Origin of the sequence: Kluyvera sp. CHPC 1.2972, assembly GCF_036759925.1 — a bacterium.
GTDB lineage: Bacteria > Pseudomonadota > Gammaproteobacteria > Enterobacterales > Enterobacteriaceae > Kluyvera.
Map to the genome: position 1 here is coordinate 1 of NZ_JAPKIB010000009.1, position 15324 is coordinate 15324.

At 54.9% G+C, this 15324-nt stretch carries 13 protein-coding genes; 4 read left to right on the forward strand and 9 right to left on the reverse strand.

Features of this window, described 5'->3' with window-relative positions; all coding sequences use genetic code 11:
* Positions 1 to 350 precede the first annotated feature (350 nt).
* A complete protein-coding gene (locus V6944_RS14715) occupies positions 351 to 1649 on the forward strand; it encodes an MFS family transporter (protein WP_185670071.1) in 1299 nt (432 codons plus the stop codon).
* Positions 1650 to 1653: 4 nt separating this feature from the next.
* On the opposite strand, the gene V6944_RS14720 is transcribed toward V6944_RS14715, so the two are convergent.
* From V6944_RS14720 to trxC, 5 genes are all read right to left on the reverse strand, one after another.
* Positions 1654 to 1980, reverse strand: a complete 327-nt coding sequence (locus V6944_RS14720) for a YfiM family lipoprotein (protein ID WP_220438339.1) — start codon at positions 1978 to 1980, stop codon at positions 1654 to 1656.
* A gap of 43 nt (positions 1981 to 2023) precedes the next feature.
* A complete protein-coding gene (gene pssA, locus V6944_RS14725) occupies positions 2024 to 3379 on the reverse strand; it encodes a CDP-diacylglycerol--serine O-phosphatidyltransferase (RefSeq protein WP_333499606.1) in 1356 nt (451 codons plus the stop codon).
* A gap of 108 nt (positions 3380 to 3487) precedes the next feature.
* Positions 3488 to 6139, reverse strand: coding sequence for a bifunctional acetate--CoA ligase family protein/GNAT family N-acetyltransferase (locus V6944_RS14730; RefSeq protein ID WP_333499499.1), 2652 nt, complete (start codon positions 6137 to 6139; stop codon positions 3488 to 3490).
* A gap of 35 nt (positions 6140 to 6174) precedes the next feature.
* Positions 6175 to 6873: a tRNA-uridine aminocarboxypropyltransferase gene (locus V6944_RS14735; protein WP_185670074.1), complete on the reverse strand. Its 699-nt coding sequence runs from the start codon at positions 6871 to 6873 to the stop codon at positions 6175 to 6177.
* Between the two features lie 69 nt (positions 6874 to 6942).
* Entirely contained in the window at positions 6943 to 7368 is a 426-nt protein-coding gene (trxC, locus tag V6944_RS14740; protein ID WP_333499500.1) for a thioredoxin TrxC, read from the reverse strand.
* Between the two features lie 204 nt (positions 7369 to 7572).
* On the opposite strand from trxC, the gene V6944_RS14745 reads away from it, so the two are divergent.
* Positions 7573 to 8673, forward strand: coding sequence for a tRNA/rRNA methyltransferase (locus tag V6944_RS14745; protein ID WP_333499501.1), 1101 nt, complete (start codon positions 7573 to 7575; stop codon positions 8671 to 8673).
* A gap of 146 nt (positions 8674 to 8819) precedes the next feature.
* On the opposite strand, the gene ung is transcribed toward V6944_RS14745, so the two are convergent.
* On the reverse strand, positions 8820 to 9500 hold the full coding sequence (gene ung, locus V6944_RS14750; RefSeq protein WP_333499502.1) for a uracil-DNA glycosylase: 681 nt from the start codon (positions 9498 to 9500) through the stop codon (positions 8820 to 8822).
* A 319-nt stretch (positions 9501 to 9819) separates the two neighbouring features.
* Between ung and grcA the strand changes: the two genes are divergently transcribed.
* Positions 9820 to 10203, forward strand: a complete 384-nt coding sequence (gene grcA / locus V6944_RS14755; protein ID WP_185670077.1) for an autonomous glycyl radical cofactor GrcA — start codon at positions 9820 to 9822, stop codon at positions 10201 to 10203.
* Positions 10204 to 10289: 86 nt separating this feature from the next.
* Here the strand turns inward: grcA and V6944_RS14760 are convergent, their stop codons facing one another.
* Positions 10290 to 11657 (reverse strand): PTS transporter subunit EIIC, encoded by a 1368-nt coding sequence (locus V6944_RS14760; protein ID WP_333499503.1) that lies wholly within the window; start codon positions 11655 to 11657, stop codon positions 10290 to 10292.
* A 272-nt stretch (positions 11658 to 11929) separates the two neighbouring features.
* Between V6944_RS14760 and V6944_RS14765 the strand changes: the two genes are divergently transcribed.
* Positions 11930 to 13129 (forward strand): enolase C-terminal domain-like protein, encoded by a 1200-nt coding sequence (locus V6944_RS14765; protein WP_333499504.1) that lies wholly within the window; start codon positions 11930 to 11932, stop codon positions 13127 to 13129.
* A 1-nt stretch (position 13130) separates the two neighbouring features.
* Here V6944_RS14765 and V6944_RS14770 read toward each other — a convergent pair whose 3' ends face one another.
* Both V6944_RS14770 and srmB read right to left on the reverse strand, forming a co-directional pair.
* On the reverse strand, positions 13131 to 13850 hold the full coding sequence (locus V6944_RS14770; protein WP_333499505.1) for a GntR family transcriptional regulator: 720 nt from the start codon (positions 13848 to 13850) through the stop codon (positions 13131 to 13133).
* A 58-nt stretch (positions 13851 to 13908) separates the two neighbouring features.
* Entirely contained in the window at positions 13909 to 15243 is a 1335-nt protein-coding gene (gene srmB / locus V6944_RS14775; protein WP_185670079.1) for an ATP-dependent RNA helicase SrmB, read from the reverse strand.
* Positions 15244 to 15324: the final 81 nt, after the last annotated feature.

The window sequence follows — 15324 nt, forward strand, 5'->3', positions numbered from 1 at the left end:
GAAAGTGTTACCTATGTTCCCGGTCTGAAGTGTTACCTATGTATCCGGTCGTACATGCGTTCGCCCGGGCTACAGACGGTGATAATGAAACCGTAGCCCGGACGAGGCGTTTACGCCGACTCCGGGGCCATGCACACCGCCAGATGTATACCCACTCCTTTCGTTTCTCCCTTCAAACGAACCTCACCACTGAAGTTACTCCTAAATCGTGATCTTGCTAATGAAAAACGTGACAGTGGTCACTAATTTACATATAACAATTATATAACATTTCATTTACTAAAATATCTGCCTGCGTGACGTGTTACGCCCGGTTAAGGCAGGAGATCGCTTTTGGCAGGAGTTAACAAATGGCTGTAACCAGTGTGACCCCAGAAGGGACGCTTACCGGCAGCGATACTCGCCGTCGTATCATGGCAATTGTCGGGGCATCATCGGGGAATCTCGTTGAATGGTTTGACTTTTATGTCTACTCGTTCTGTTCTCTGTATTTTGCCCATATTTTCTTTCCATCCGGAAATACCACCACCCAGCTCCTGCAAACCGCAGGCGTCTTTGCCGCCGGTTTTCTGATGCGCCCTATCGGCGGATGGCTGTTTGGCCGCATCGCCGACCGCCGCGGACGCAAAGTTTCAATGCTTATCTCCGTCTGTATGATGTGCTTTGGCTCGCTGGTGATCGCCTGCCTGCCGGGCTACAGCGTGATTGGTACCTGGGCTCCGGCGTTGCTGCTGCTGGCGCGTCTGTTCCAGGGACTCTCCGTCGGTGGAGAGTACGGCACAAGTGCAACCTATATGAGTGAAGTCGCGGTTGAAGGGCGCAAAGGCTTCTATGCGTCATTCCAGTACGTCACCTTAATCGGTGGCCAGCTGCTGGCGGTACTGGTCGTTGTTATTCTGCAAAACGTGATGGACAGCGAAAGCCTCCACGCCTGGGGCTGGCGTATACCGTTCGCGATGGGGGCAGTGCTGGCGATTGTTGCGCTGTGGCTGCGTCGTCAACTGGATGAAACATCACAGAAAGAGACACGTACGCTAAAAGAGGCGGGCTCCTTCAAAGGGTTATGGCGTAATCGCCGAGCCTTCGTGATGGTGTTAGGCTTTACCGCGGCAGGGTCGCTAAGCTTCTATACCTTCACCACCTATATGCAAAAGTATCTGGTGAACACCGCAGGCATGAGCGCAAACCTCGCCAGCGTGATTATGACGGCAGCGCTGTTTGTTTACATGCTGGTACAGCCGTTCTTTGGCCTGCTTTCGGACAGAGTCGGTCGCCGAACCTCGATGCTCTGCTTTGGCGCGCTGGCGACGTTGTTTACCGTGCCCATTCTCTCGGCATTGCAAAACGTCACTTCGCCTTATGCTGCATTTGGTTTGGTGATGTGCGCACTGTTGATTACCAGCTTCTATACCTCAATCAGCGGGATTCTGAAGGCTGAAATGTTCCCGGCACAGGTTCGTGCTCTGGGTGTCGGGCTCTCTTATGCGGTAGCGAATGCGCTGTTTGGTGGTTCGGCTGAGTACGTTGCGCTGTCGCTGAAGTCGTCCGGGATTGAGACGGCCTTCTTCTGGTATGTCACGGTGATGGCGGCGCTGGCATTCCTGGTATCGCTGAAGCTGCACCGCAAAGGGAAGGGGTTACGCCTGTAGCACGCTAATGCTGCGCCAGCTGCCACACCGCATAGCCGGTTGTGGCACCGGCGACATCCCACGCAAAGTCTTTCCAGCTCCAGCCGCTCCCCGCCGGGCGGCTATCCCACAGCTCTTTTGATGCCCCCAGACTGACGGAAAACATAAAGCCAATGGCGGCGCTGCGGTCGCGGCTGATGCCCTGGTGCTGCGCATATTCGTTACCGGCGGCAGAGAGCATGGCGGAGGCAATAAAGTGCTGGGCTTTATCCTGCCCGCTCCAGCTGTCGTTTGCCATATGGCTACAGCCGCTTAATACGAGCGCGCTACAAAGAACGAGGATGCGGGTCATTATAGCTCCTTGAAAAAAAGCCCCGTCGAAACGGGGCTACAATTTAAAGGATACGACTGATCAGTCGGTCGATACGAATACGTCGCAGACGACGAATCAGCTTACGCACCTTAACGGGGTATTCTGCGATGCTTTGTAGATCGCGGAAATCATTCACCACCGTTGTGTTTTTGCGGATCAGATCCAGCTCTTTCTGGCGCATAGAAGCCAGCTGCTTTTTCGGGTCGTGGATCAGCACGGCGTTTTCCAGATCCAGGCGCCAGGCGCGGGGGTTAAGGTTGTTGCCGGTCAGCAGGATCCACTCGTTATCCACCCACATCCCTTTCAGGTGATAGGTATTATCCTCGTCTTTCCACAGACGCACGGTCAGCTGATCGGTATTGATGTAATACTGCAAGCGGCTAAGGAAGCGGCGCAGGTTAATCTCATACAGATAAGGCAGCGCACCGATAATTTTAAACGGCTCGTTTTCAGGAATATAAAAGTCGTTTGCCGTCTTATCACCGACGATGATCTCGACTTTTTTCCCATCCCGCAGCAAGCGAATAATATTCCGCACCAGCAGCGCAGGCAGGTTGAAGTATGGCGTGCAGATGGTGAGCTTTTCTTCAGTGCACGGCATCAGGTGGAAAATCGTTTTATTCAGTACGCTGGTTTTGCCCAGACCAACCAGCGGCGTGACGGTGAGCTCGTCATCGCTGGCGTTACCCTCAAAATGGTAGCTGGTATCGCGCAGCTCCTGACGATAAAGACGAATATCGTTTTTAATTTCCGGGCTTTTCGGACGCTCGGTATTATCGAGACGGTTAACGCCGCGACCTTCAACCAGATTCTCCGATACCCAATTAAACATGATGTCAGCCATCTGCGGGTTACGGATGCACTGATAGCGGTCATAGCGGTATTTATCGTGCTGATGCAGATAAACATCGTTGATACTCGCGCCGCTGTACAGCACGCAGTCATCAATAATGAAGCCCTTAAAGTGCAGCACGCCGAGCGCTTCACGGGTGTTGATAGGCACGCCGTAAACGGGAACCTCTACGCCCGGATTCTCTTTCGCAGTACGGCAGTACCAGTCCGCATTGGTATTAGAAGCGGCAGCGCCAATACGCCCACGTTGTGCGCGATGCCAGTCAACCAGCACGCGGATTTCAAGCTCCGGACGTTGACGCTTGGCTTCATACAAGGCTTGCAGAATCGTCTTTCCGGCGTCGTCCTGTTCGAGGTACAACGCGACGATGCAAATTCGGCGCGTGGCGCTAGCGATTTTTGCGAGCAGAGCTTCACGAAAATCTGCTGGAGCATAGAAAAACTCAATATCATCAACAGACTGTGAAAGCTTGGGTAGTTGGGCAAGGTGTTGTTGATGTTTATTACGCTTAAATTTTGACAACATCACAGTGCGTTTCTTCTCTGGTTTAGTGAAGGGTCCTCTGTACCTGGCAGACGACGTAAGCGGTCAATGATACCATCTCTGTCGGGTAAGGGCAGCATTTCCAGCAACTTAGTCATCACTCAGCCTTAGGGATAGCCCGACGATGCCATCTTCCAGCTGAATATCAACGCCAAAACCGAGCTTCCTCGCGAGCGCTATCATTCCGCGATTATTGGGCATGGTAATGCCGTTCAGGCGCAGTAAACCGTGAGCGCGAGTGTAGCCGATAAGCTTATCCAGCAACTTCCCGCCGAGCCCAAGGCCTTTTAGATCGGAACGTACCAGTACGGCAAATTCCGCGTCGATATTATCCGGATCGGAAATCGCGCGGGTCACGCCGAGGATCTCGGTATCATCGCCAGAACCGTGAACCGCCACAAAGGCCATTTCTCGATCGTAGTCGATCTGCGTCATGTTGGCTAAATCGTCATGGGTAAATTCGTTAATCTCGCTAAAGTAGCGGTAGTAGAGATCCTCTTTTGTGACCCGGGCGATAAACTGCTGCAATAGCGGCTCATCTTCCGGCAGGATAGGGCGAAACAGGCAGCGTTCGCCGTTTTTCATGGTGACCCACTCTTCCAGATGCTGAGGATACGGACGAATGGCGAGCCGACTCTCGCTCGAACCACTAAACGGGGCGATATCCAGCGTCACATCCAGCGCGGTAAATTCGTTACCGGAGACCAGCAGCGGGTGAATATCCAGACGCTGGATCTCCGGGCAGTCAACAATCAGGTTAGAAACCTGCACCAACAGCTGGCTTAAACCCGGGATATCTAACGGGCGGAGCGCGCTGCGGCCGCGGATTTTCTTACCCTTAATGGCCTGAATCACCAGATAGCGCGCCAGCGTCATATTCAGCGGTGGCAGCGCTACGGCGGCCTGATCTTCCGCACGCCACTCTACGCCGCCTTCGCCTAGCATAATCAGCGGGCCGAAAACTGGGTCGTGCTCAACCACTACGCGTAGCTCCTGTGCGCCAGCACGGTTGGCCATACTCTGCACCAGTAGGCCGTGAATGCGCGCCTGTGGCCAGGCCATTTTGACGCGGTCAAGAATGGCGTCGGCAGCCTGCTGTACCTCGGTGGCGGTACGTAAGTAGAGCATGACGCCCTGAACTTCCGATTTGTGCGGAATGTCCGGCGAGCGCAGTTTCAACGCCACCGGATAACCAATTTGCTCGGCGATATGCACCGCCTCGGCGCTGTCTGAGGCAATCCAGGTTGGCAGCGTATTCAACCCATAGGCTTCCAGGATCGGACGCACTTCGTGGGTGTCCAGCGCGCGGATGCCGCTGTCTATTGCCTGCTGTAATAGCTCGTGCGCCTGGCTGGTATTGGCCGTCAGGCTATGCGGCAGCGCCGGTGTTTCCCGCAGCTGCTTCTGGTTACGCCGGTATTCCACCATATGCATAAAGGCGGTAATCGTCCCTTCCGGCGTACGGTAGGTTGGGATGCCCGCATCGCTGAACATGCGGCGCGCTTCCCGTGAGGAATATTCGCCGCACCAGTTGGTCAGCACGCTAATGTAGTTCCCACGCGGGTGCTTCTTGATAAGGTCAATCAGCGCGGTGGCGCTTTCGCTGCCCGGCGCCGTAGCGCTAGGAGAGTGGATTACCATCAGGGCATCCAGGTCTGGGCTATTGAGCAGCACATTCACCGCTGCTAAATAGTGTTCGATGCTGGCGTCGTCGCGTAGATCCAGCGGGTTATTGGCCTCAACGGTGTCCGGCAACCGTTGTTGTAACTGTTGGCGCGTTTCGTCGCTGAGGGTGGCAAGCTTCCCGTTGCGCGCCCAGTGCTCGTCCAACGCCAGCGCGGCGGGTGCCGCGCCGTTGCTGATAATCATCAGCCGCTCGCCGCGAAGCGGGCGCATATGGCTGAGGGTTTCAACGGCGGAGAAAAGCTCGTGGGTATCCTGCACGCGCAGCAGACCCGCACGTTGAATGGCCGCATCCCAGGCCGGATCCATCCCGGAGTTCACGTGCAGCAGACGCTGAGCGGCTGGGCTGCGCCCGCTTTTAATCACCAGAATCGGCTTATTGCGTGAGGCGCTACGGGCGGCGGAGACGAAGCGCCGTGCATCGCTGAGTTGCTCCAGATAGAGCAGAATAGCGCTGGTTTTGCTGTCACGCGCCAGATAGTCGAGCAGGTCGTCGACATCAATATCCAGGCTGTCACCCAGCGCGATAAAGTAAGAAAACCCCATCTCCCGCTGCTGAGCCCAGTCGAGGATGGTATTGGAAACGGCAGCCGACTGAGAAATAAAAGCCAGCTTGCCTTTGCGAATGGGTACCGGGGAAAAGCTGGCGTTCAGGCCCTGCCATGGCGCCAGTAGCCCGAGGCTGTTTGGCCCCAGCAGACGCATCTGATAGCGGGCGGCGCAGGCTTTTAGCGCGCTGAACTGATCGGGAGTAGAAGAGAGAATAATGCAGGTTTTGCAACCCTTTTCCCCTAGCGCTTCCAGTAGCTCAAGGTTGCGCCGAGCGTGGGTGCAAAGCACCGCGAGATCTGGCGAAAAGGGGAGGCTGTCAATCGTCGGCCAGGCGAGAACGCCAAGCACCGCTTTCCAGGCTGGAGTTACGGGCAGAACGGGGCCGGCAAAGCCGCCGGCCAGTAGATTCTGCATCATCAAAAAACCGGCCCGTTGTGGTTTCATTGAGGCACCAATCACCGCAATGGATTTTGGCCTCAGAAGTGCTTCCAGCCCACGTTGACTCATAGCCGTCTTCCTTACGCGACAGTAATTTAATGAGTTTAACCGTTTTCCGCTTCGGCTGTTGTGATGTTCCCCTGATGATGAGCTTTTCCTGCAAGGTAGTGCTCACGAAAGCGGGTGAAGTGCCCGCTGAGCGCAGAGGCGGCACCGGTGTCGTTGGCTAAATCCAATAGCGCAATGGCGACTTCGGCGGTGCAGTACTGACCTTCGACATGGGCTTCGCGTAGGCTGTATGCCGACACCCGCGACAGGTCGACGGAGATAAGCGGCAGATTGTCCAGCCACGGGCTTTTACGGAACATTTTCCGCGCTTCTGGCCAGGTTCCGTCTAACATAATAAACAGCGGCGGTTTTCCGGCGGGTGGCGTAGTGAGCACCTGACGGTCTGGGTCTGCGTAGGACGAGGGGAAAACCACCATCGGCTGATAGTCCGGGTTTTTAACCAGCTCGAGCAGCGCCTGCGGCGGCTCGGTACGTGACCATTGAAAAGCCTCGGTTTGCGGCAAAATGTCGGCAATCAGGCGGCCTGTGTTGCTGGGCTTCATTGGTTCGGTATCGAACATCACCAGGCAAAAACGGCTCTTTGCTGGATGCGGGGCGATGGTGTCGCACAGACAGTAGCGTTGCACCAGCAGACAGCGCTGGCAGCGGCGAACCCGATTACCACGGGCAAGAAAAGGGCGAGTCGCGCGGGCAAGTCGCTCGGCGCGCAACCGAAGAACGGCGTTATCAATCATGGGAATCGTACGGCAAAAACGCTATTGTCGCAGAGGTGAATACGGGGCACAAGATGTGCCCCGATGGGATTATGCCTGCAGGGCTTCGTTCAGCCAGCTTTCAAACGGCGCTTTCGGTACCGCGCCGTTAAGCATATCGACAACTTCACCATTTTTAAAAATCATAATGGTCGGGATGCTACGGATGCGAAAACGGGCGCTGAGCTCGCGTTCCGCTTCGGTGTTCACTTTCACAAAACGAATTTTGCCGCTTTGCTCTTCGGCGACATCTTCGAAGATGGGGGCGAAGTTACGGCATGGGCCGCACCACGGCGCCCAGAAATCAACAACAACGGGGAGATCGTCCTTCAGCAGTTTATCCAGCGTGCTGTCCGTAGCGTTAATCACTTCGCCATAGAACAGGTCTTCACCACAGCGTCCACATTTTGCCGCTTCGTTAATACGCGCTTCTGGAATGCGATTAAGCGCCTGGCAGTGGGCACAAACGGTATTCATAACTCACCTCTGGGTCATCGTGTTGCAGAACGGCAATGTTGCCGGGTGTTTCTATAATGTTACACATTATCAACAAGACTGTATTAATCAACAAGGCGTTTTATCCGATGGATATAATAGTCGTGGTCTTTTTTATGAAGTAATGGCTAAGCGCTAACACATCAGGTAATCTGCGCGCTTCGCGCAGCGCAGGTGGAGAAAAACATGAGCGACGAACTGAAAAACAAAAACGGCAAGGTCAAAGTGATGTACGTCCGCAGTGACGATGACTCGGACAAACGCACCCAAAATCCTCGTACTGGTAAAGGCGGAGGCCGTCCTGGCACATCCCGTGCTGGTGCTTCCCGTGCCGAAGGCGGTCGTCGCCCTGCCCGTGATGAGAGAAAGGGTCCTAACAGCGAACGCGGCCGTGAACGTGGCCGTGACCGCGATGTAGAACGCGATCGCGAGCGTGGTGAAGGCTCCCCATGGCGTACGGTTTCCCGTGCTCCTGGTGATGACGCTCCGGCGAAAGCCGATCACGGCGGGATCAGCGGTAAAAGCTTTATCGATCCAGAAGTCCTGCGTCGTCAGCGCGCAGAAGAGACCCGTGTTTACGGTGAAAACGCCTGTCAGGCGCTGTTCCAGAGCCGCCCGGACGCTATCGTTCGTGCATGGTTCGTACAGAGTGTGACCCCACGCTTTAAAGAAGCGCTGCGCTGGATGGCGGCGAACCGTAAAGCCTATCACGTGGTTGACGAAGAAGAGCTGGCGAAAGCGTCCGGCACTGAGCACCACGGCGGCGTGTGCTTCCTGATCAAAAAGCGTAACGGAACGTCCGTACAGCAGTGGGTTGCGAAAAGCGGTGAAGAAGATTGCGTACTGGCGCTGGAAGATGCGGGTAACCCGCACAACCTTGGCGCGATGATCCGTAGCTGCGCGCACTTCGGTGTGAAAGGCGTGGTACTGCAGGATGCCGCGTTGCTGGAATCCGGTGCCGCTATCCGTACCGCAGAAGGTGGTGCTGAACACGTTGAGCCAATTACCGGCGACGGCTTCATCGAGGCGCTGGAGCAGTTCCGCGACGCGGGCTACACCATTGTAACGACCAGCGGCAACGGCCGTGGCATGCCACTGTTCCAATCCGAGCTGCCTAAGAAGATGGTTCTGGCGCTGGGCCAGGATCGCGATGGCGTTTCCGAAGCAGCTGCCGCTATCGCTGACATGAGCGTTTCTATCGACGGGACGCGTGCCGTTGAAGGCCTGAACGTCTCCGTGGCGACGGGTGTGCTGTTAGCCGAATGGTGGCGTCAGCATAAAGCGTAAGCAAACGCGATGTTGAAAAAAAACCGGAAGAGGTGACTCGACCGGTTTTTTTGTATCTGTACTGCTCCCCGGCGTCACTGCGTTCGGCCGGGCTACATTTGAATCGTAGCCCGGCCGAGCAACGCGACGCCGGGAAAACCTCCGAACTATTCCGGCAGCACCGGCATCCAGTCAATCGGCGCTTCCCCGCGCTGCTGCAACCACTCATTCGCCTTCACAAAATGGTTGCTGCCAAAGAACCCACGATGCGCGGAGAGCGGCGAGGGGTGCGGTGCTTTCAGCACGCAGTGGCGGTGAGTATCGATAATGGCGCCTTTTTTCTGCGCGTGCGATCCCCATAATAAGAACACCACGCCTTCGCGATGCTCGTTAATCAGCGCGATCACTTTATCAGTAAAGGTTTCCCAGCCAAGGCTGGCATGCGAGTGCGCCTGTCCTGCGCGAACGGTCAGCACGGTGTTGAGCAGCAGCACGCCCTGGCGCGCCCAGCTCTCAAGATAGCCGTGGTTCGGGCGGGTAAAACCGGGGATGGTTCCCTCAAGCTCTTTGTACATATTCAATAGTGAAGGCGGCGTTGCGATACCTGGCTGCACGGAGAAGGCCAGACCGTGTGCCTGATTAGGGCCGTGATACGGATCCTGCCCGAGGATCACCACCTTCACATCGTTTAACTCGGTAAAGCGAAAGGCGTTAAAGACATCTTTTTGCGGCGGATAGATAGTCTGGCCGGACTGACGCTCGCTGGCGACGGTGGCAAGGGTGTTCACAAAATAAGGCTGCGCTTTTTCAGCGGCCAGCACGTCGTGCCAGATTAAAGGGGTGGTCATCTCGCTCTCCTGCGAATTGCTATCGGTATAGCTTAACTGCTTCTTTCGACATCACAAAATCGGAAGGCAGCGCTCGCTGCTGGTGGGCTAAAAAAAGTTGAAGATTTACAAAAATTTTTACGTAAGCGGTAGGGCGTAACTTGATGCAAAACAAGTATTTTCCTATATGACCTTTTTTGTGGTGTGGTTTTTGTTGATTTAAATCAAAGAATCAGGGGTGTTTGAGGGGTATATATACACTCAAGCAACAATGGTTTTACCAATTGGCCGCGGTCAGGCCGGTTAAAAACGAATATAACGAGCCTTAGGGAGGCATCAAATGATTACAGGTATCCAAATCACTAAAGCTGCAAACAACGATCTGCTGAACTCATTCTGGCTGCTCGACAGCGAGAAAGGCGAAGCACGCTGCCTGTGTGCAAAAGGCGGTTACGCAGAAGATGACGTTGTTGCCGTTAGTGCGCTGGGCGACATCGAATATCGTGAAATCCCGGTTGAAGCAAAACCAGAAGTCCGCGTTGAAGGCGGTCAGCACCTGAACGTGAACGTGCTGCGTCGTGAAACCCTGATGGACGCGGTTGAGCATCCGGAAAAATACCCACAGCTGACCATTCGTGTGTCTGGTTATGCGGTGCGCTTTAACTCTCTGACCCCAGAACAGCAGCGCGACGTTATTGCGCGTACTTTTACTGAGAGCCTGTAATTTCTCAGGGGTGGGAAAGTGGCGTGTCGGGCTAGCCCGACATCAGTAGATGAATCCCCCCGCAGGGTGCCTGCGGGGGGATTTTTTTATTTTGCTTCTTCGCGACCTACCAGAACGGTGGTGAGCGTAAAGGAGAGGATCAGTGCGATGGCCATGCCGGAAAGCGCAAAGACAAAGTAGGGGCCGATATAGGCGGGCAGGCTAAAGATGCTCGACAAAATATAGCCATATAGCCGCACGCCAAAGAAGGCGATAAACGCGGAGGCCAGGGAGCTGGCTATCGTCGCTGCGATAAATGCTTTTTTGTAGCGGGTAAGCACGCCAAACAGCGCGGGTTCGGTAATGCCCAGCAGCGCGGAAATTGCGGCAGAAAGCGTAACGGTCCGGTTCTCTTTGCTGACCCGCCAGATGGCAAACGTGGATCCTGCGATGGCCATGTTAGCCATAAACATCATCGGCATTAGCATGTCATAGCCACGATCGCTAAAGTTCTGTAGCGCAATCGGCGTCATGGCGTGGTGCATACCGGTCAGGATCGCGACCGGGCGAATGGCCCCAACAACCAGCCCGGCAAAGCTTGCCGATACGCCAAATAGCCCTTCGATAAACCACGCCAGCATTTTACCCAGCCAGATACCAATCGGGCCAATCACCACCAGGGCCGCTAGCGCGCCGAGGAACAGCGTCAGCGTCGGGGTAAAGACCGTTTTCAGCACCTCTGGCATTATTCTGTCGACCGCCTGATGAATATATTTCAGCGCCAGAATCGAGAAGATAACGGGTATCACGCTGGAGGCGTAGTTAAAGACCGATACCGGAATAGCGTTGAGTAGCCAGAGCGCAGAGACGGCATCGGCCTGATGGGTTGCCAGCGCTTTGGCGGCGTCAATCAGCGTTGGATACATCAGACAAGCCGCCACCGCCGCTGCCAGATATTCATTAGTTTTAAAGATTTTCGCCGCCGAAACGGCGAGGAAGAACGGCAGAAAGTAGAAAACGCCGCTCGCTATCAGGTCGATAATCATCACGGTATCGCTTTTCGGCGATACCAGCTTCAGCGCGATAAGACCCGCCAGCAGACCTTTAATCATCCCGGCGCCCGCAATGGCGGGGACGATAGGGCCAAAGACGCCAGACACCGTATCCATAAACAACGAGACCAGGCTTTTCCGCGCTTTGGGCGTGCTGTGAGACACGTGCTGTTCACCGTTGCCTAAGCTCTCCTGCAGTAGTTCATACCAGCTGTTGACCTTTGGCCCGATGATTATCTGAAACTGATCGCTTTGCAGTTGCGCACCCAGCACGCCGGGCAGTTTTTTAATTTCTTCCTGCGCGACTTTATTGTCATCAATTAAATCAAAGCGTAGCCGGGTCATACAGTGCCAGACTTTATTGATATTTTCCTGACCACCCACCAGACCAATAATTCGGCTGATAGCCTCTTGCGTCCCCATAGCGGCTCCTGCGGTATGTTTGTTGTTTTATTTGTCTGCGGAAATGGTAAATAAGCTATTCAATAAAAACAAACCAATAAAAGATGATGACAATCACATTTTGCGCTGTATTTGGCTATTAATGGTAGCGATTGGATTAATTGGTACGTTTTTTAAATATAAATCCATGGGTTTTTGAACCAAAATATTTATTCAATAAAAAGGTTTACCCCATGCTAAAAATAGGGTGAAGATAATAGGAATCCATTATTAATTCTCCCTGGGAGCTTTCGGTGAAACCTACGCTGATTACTGCGATTGAGTGCTTTATCACCCGTCCAGACCGCCATAATCTGGTGACGGTTCGGGTGACAACGGATAACGGAACGGTGGGGCTGGGCTGTGCGACGTTCCAGCAGCGCCCGCTGGCGGTGAAAACGCTGGTGGATGAATATCTACAGCCGCTGCTGCTGGGCCGTGATGCCAATAATATCGAAGACCTCTGGCAGATGATGAACGTTAACGCTTACTGGCGTAACGGCCCGGTGATGAATAACGCCATTTCCGGCGTTGATATGGCACTGTGGGATATCAAAGCGCAGCTTGCCTGCATGCCGCTGTATCAACTGCTCGGCGGAAAATCGCGTGACGCGATTTCTGCTTATACGCATGCCAGCGGTGAAACGCCGGATGAGCTATTCGTGTCCGTGGATAATCTGCTGGAGCAGGGGTACCGCTACATTCGCTGCCAGCTCGGATTTTACGGCGGAACGTCGCGAGAAATGCAGACTCCAGAGAACCCAACGCCGGGCGCATGGTTCGATCAGGACGAATACGTGCGCAATACGGTCGAGATGTTCCGGCTACTCCGCGCACGCTACGGCTACCGTTTCCATATCCTACATGATGTTCACGAACGCCTCTTCCCGCAGCAGGCATTGCAGCTGGCAAAGCAGCTTGAACCTTACCAGCCGTGGTTTATTGAAGATATTTTACCGCCACAGCAGAGCCCGTGGTTGGCACAGATTCGCCAGCAGAGCAGCGTGCCGTTAGCGATGGGAGAGTTGTTTAATAACCCTGCAGAGTGGCATGACCTTATCGTCAACCGACAGATCGATTTTATCCGCTGTCATATTTCGCAGATTGGCGGTATCACTCCGGCGTTGAAGCTGGCGGTGCTGTGCCAGGCCTTTGGCGTGCGGCTGGCGTGGCATGGGCCTGGCGACATGACGCCGATTGGCGTCGCGGTGAATACCCACCTGAATATCCATCTGCACAATGCCGCCATTCAGGAATTTATTCCGCGCTCCGCGATGACGGATGCGGTATTCCCCGGCGCACCTGAAGTGAAAAACGGCTTTATCTATCCGCCGACGGCGCCAGGTATTGGCGTTGGTTTTGATGAGACGCTGGCGCTGAAGTACCCGGTGATGTACCGCCCGCATGAGTGGACGCAGAGCCGCCTTCCTGACGGCACTATTCACACGCCGTAAATCAACTCTGCGGCTGCTGGCGGAAGGTGAGGTTGTCGCGGTTATGGGGGATCACGTAGGTGCAGCTGTAGTTGATATCGATAATGTCGCTTATCTCGTACACGCGTCCGCCGTCGAGGATCCCACGGTTGTTGATGTGCATGGCCGGGCTGCCTTTTTTGCAGCCCAACAGCACCGACTGCTCGCGGCTGACGCTGACGGCCCGATAGCTGGTCAGCAGATGGGAAATCTGCAGCCCTTTGCTCAGCACGTACTGCTGTAACGAGCGTTCAATCACTTCCTGATTGAGGTCGCTGAACAGGGCGGCGGGCATGCGGGATATTTCAATTTGGGTCGCGACGTCATCGACAAAGCGTAACCGGCAGAACTGCCAGATAAAGTCATCGTCGGTGAGGCCGAAAATTTGCTGGTCTTCCCGCTCGGGTCGCTTCTTGTGCAGGCTTACCATACGATAGCGCATCTGATCGAAACGCTTTTCGGTGATTGAGTTATAGACCAGCGGATTGCTGCGCGTTTGCTCGTTAATCCAGATACCGGAACCCTGAACGATGCGAACCACCCCGATGCTGGCAAGCTTCTCCAGCGCCTGACGAATGGTAAAGCGTGATACGCCGTACTCCTCTGCCAGCTGGCGTTCCGGCGGGAGCTTGCGCGGCCCTTCGCTGTGCTGCTGGTAGATTTTGCTGAGGAGATCCTGAGTCACAAACTCTTTTTTCTTCATGGTCAGCTTCCGTTACCTTCCAATATGAAAACGCCGGGAGGTTATCCCGGCGTTTGCTTTACTCTTCGTTAGTCTGCTCTGGCGCAGCGCTGCCGCTTGGTTTACGGCGTTTGCCAACGTTCTTGGCATCGCGGTGACGAACCTTCACACGCGGTTTTTCTTTGTCTTTCTCTTTCTTCTTCTCGGCGCGTTTGGCGAGCACTTTCTTCGACGGTTTGCCGGTCATTTTTTCGCTCGGCGCGCGCGTTGTCGGACGCAGCTCGTCAATGACGCGAGATTTCAGCGGCTCTTCGACATAGCGGCCGATTTTCAGCAGCAGCAGGTGATCGTGCGTTTCCACCAGAGAAATCGCCGTCCCTTTACGACCGGCACGGCCGGTACGGCCGATACGGTGCAGGTAGGTATCTGCGCCGCGCGGCATATCGAAGTTGATGACGTGGCTGACGTCGGGGATATCGATCCCGCGCGCGGCAACGTCGGTCGCAACCAGCACGTTGACGCGGCCGTCGGTCAGACGCTTAATGCCTTCGGTACGCTTAATCTGCGGCATCTCGCCTTCGAGATAGCAGTTGTTGATACCGGCCTGACGCAGGATTTCCGCCAGCTCGTGCACACGCTCGCGCTTACGCACAAACACGATGGTACGGGTGGCATCTTCCTGCTTCAGCAGGTGTTTCAGCAGCTCAACCTTGTGCTCGAAGTTATCAGCGCGATAGTACCACTGATGAATTTTTTTACGCTCGCGGGTCGACGGCGTCGCAGACACTTCTACCGGATCTTCCAGCAGACGCTCGGCAAAGTCTTTAATCGCTTCACCTTCGAGGGTCGCGGAGAACAGCAGCGTCTGTTTACGCCAGCGGGTCTCACCGGCGATATGCTCGATATCCTGGGCAAAGCCCATGTCCAGCATACGGTCTGCTTCGTCGAGGATCAGTGTCTCAACGGCGCGGCAGTCGAAGTTTTCTTCTTTAATGTACTGCAGCAGACGACCGGTCGTCGCCACCACGATATCCTGGTTTTCGCTGAACACTTCGGCGTGGTTCATATACGCAACGCCACCGGTGATGGTCGCAATATCCAGGTGCGTGTTTTTTGCCAGCTCGCGAGCATGATCGGCGACCTGCATCGCCAGTTCACGCGTAGGCGTGAGGATCAGGATGCGCGGCGGGCCAGATTTTTTGCGCGGAAAGTCGAGCAGGTGCTGCAACGCAGGCAGCAAATACGCCGCTGTTTTACCGGTGCCGGTTGGCGCAGAACCGAGAACATCACGTCCATCGAGCGCAGGCGGAATGGCGGCAGCCTGAATGGCAGTCGGGCGTGTAAAGCCTTTATCCTGGAGGGCTTCCAGAAGGCTTTCGTCAAGTTCAAGTTCGGAAAAAGTCGTTACAGTCATGATTACCTCTGTGTGAGGCGCTGATTATAGACGTTACGGCTCTAATCTTCATCTGTTTGTATGGCTATCTGTTCTCGGGTA

Bases quoted from the DNA above. Each gene is read 5' to 3' on its own strand.
- grcA (WP_185670077.1), top strand. From the start codon at position 9,820: ATGATTACAGGTATCCAAATCACTAAAGCTGCAAACAACGATCTGCTG.
- V6944_RS14715 (WP_185670071.1), top strand. From the start codon at position 351: ATGGCTGTAACCAGTGTGACCCCAGAAGGGACGCTTACCGGCAGCGAT.
- V6944_RS14735 (WP_185670074.1), bottom strand. From the start codon at position 6,873: ATGATTGATAACGCCGTTCTTCGGTTGCGCGCCGAGCGACTTGCCCGC.
- srmB (WP_185670079.1), bottom strand. From the start codon at position 15,243: ATGACTGTAACGACTTTTTCCGAACTTGAACTTGACGAAAGCCTTCTG.
- V6944_RS14720 (WP_220438339.1), bottom strand. From the start codon at position 1,980: ATGACCCGCATCCTCGTTCTTTGTAGCGCGCTCGTATTAAGCGGCTGT.
- pssA (WP_333499606.1), bottom strand. From the start codon at position 3,379: ATGTTGTCAAAATTTAAGCGTAATAAACATCAACAACACCTTGCCCAA.
- V6944_RS14730 (WP_333499499.1), bottom strand. From the start codon at position 6,139: ATGAGTCAACGTGGGCTGGAAGCACTTCTGAGGCCAAAATCCATTGCG.
- V6944_RS14770 (WP_333499505.1), bottom strand. From the start codon at position 13,850: ATGAAGAAAAAAGAGTTTGTGACTCAGGATCTCCTCAGCAAAATCTAC.
- trxC (WP_333499500.1), bottom strand. From the start codon at position 7,368: ATGAATACCGTTTGTGCCCACTGCCAGGCGCTTAATCGCATTCCAGAA.
- V6944_RS14760 (WP_333499503.1), bottom strand. From the start codon at position 11,657: ATGGGGACGCAAGAGGCTATCAGCCGAATTATTGGTCTGGTGGGTGGT.
- ung (WP_333499502.1), bottom strand. From the start codon at position 9,500: ATGACCACCCCTTTAATCTGGCACGACGTGCTGGCCGCTGAAAAAGCG.
- V6944_RS14745 (WP_333499501.1), top strand. From the start codon at position 7,573: ATGAGCGACGAACTGAAAAACAAAAACGGCAAGGTCAAAGTGATGTAC.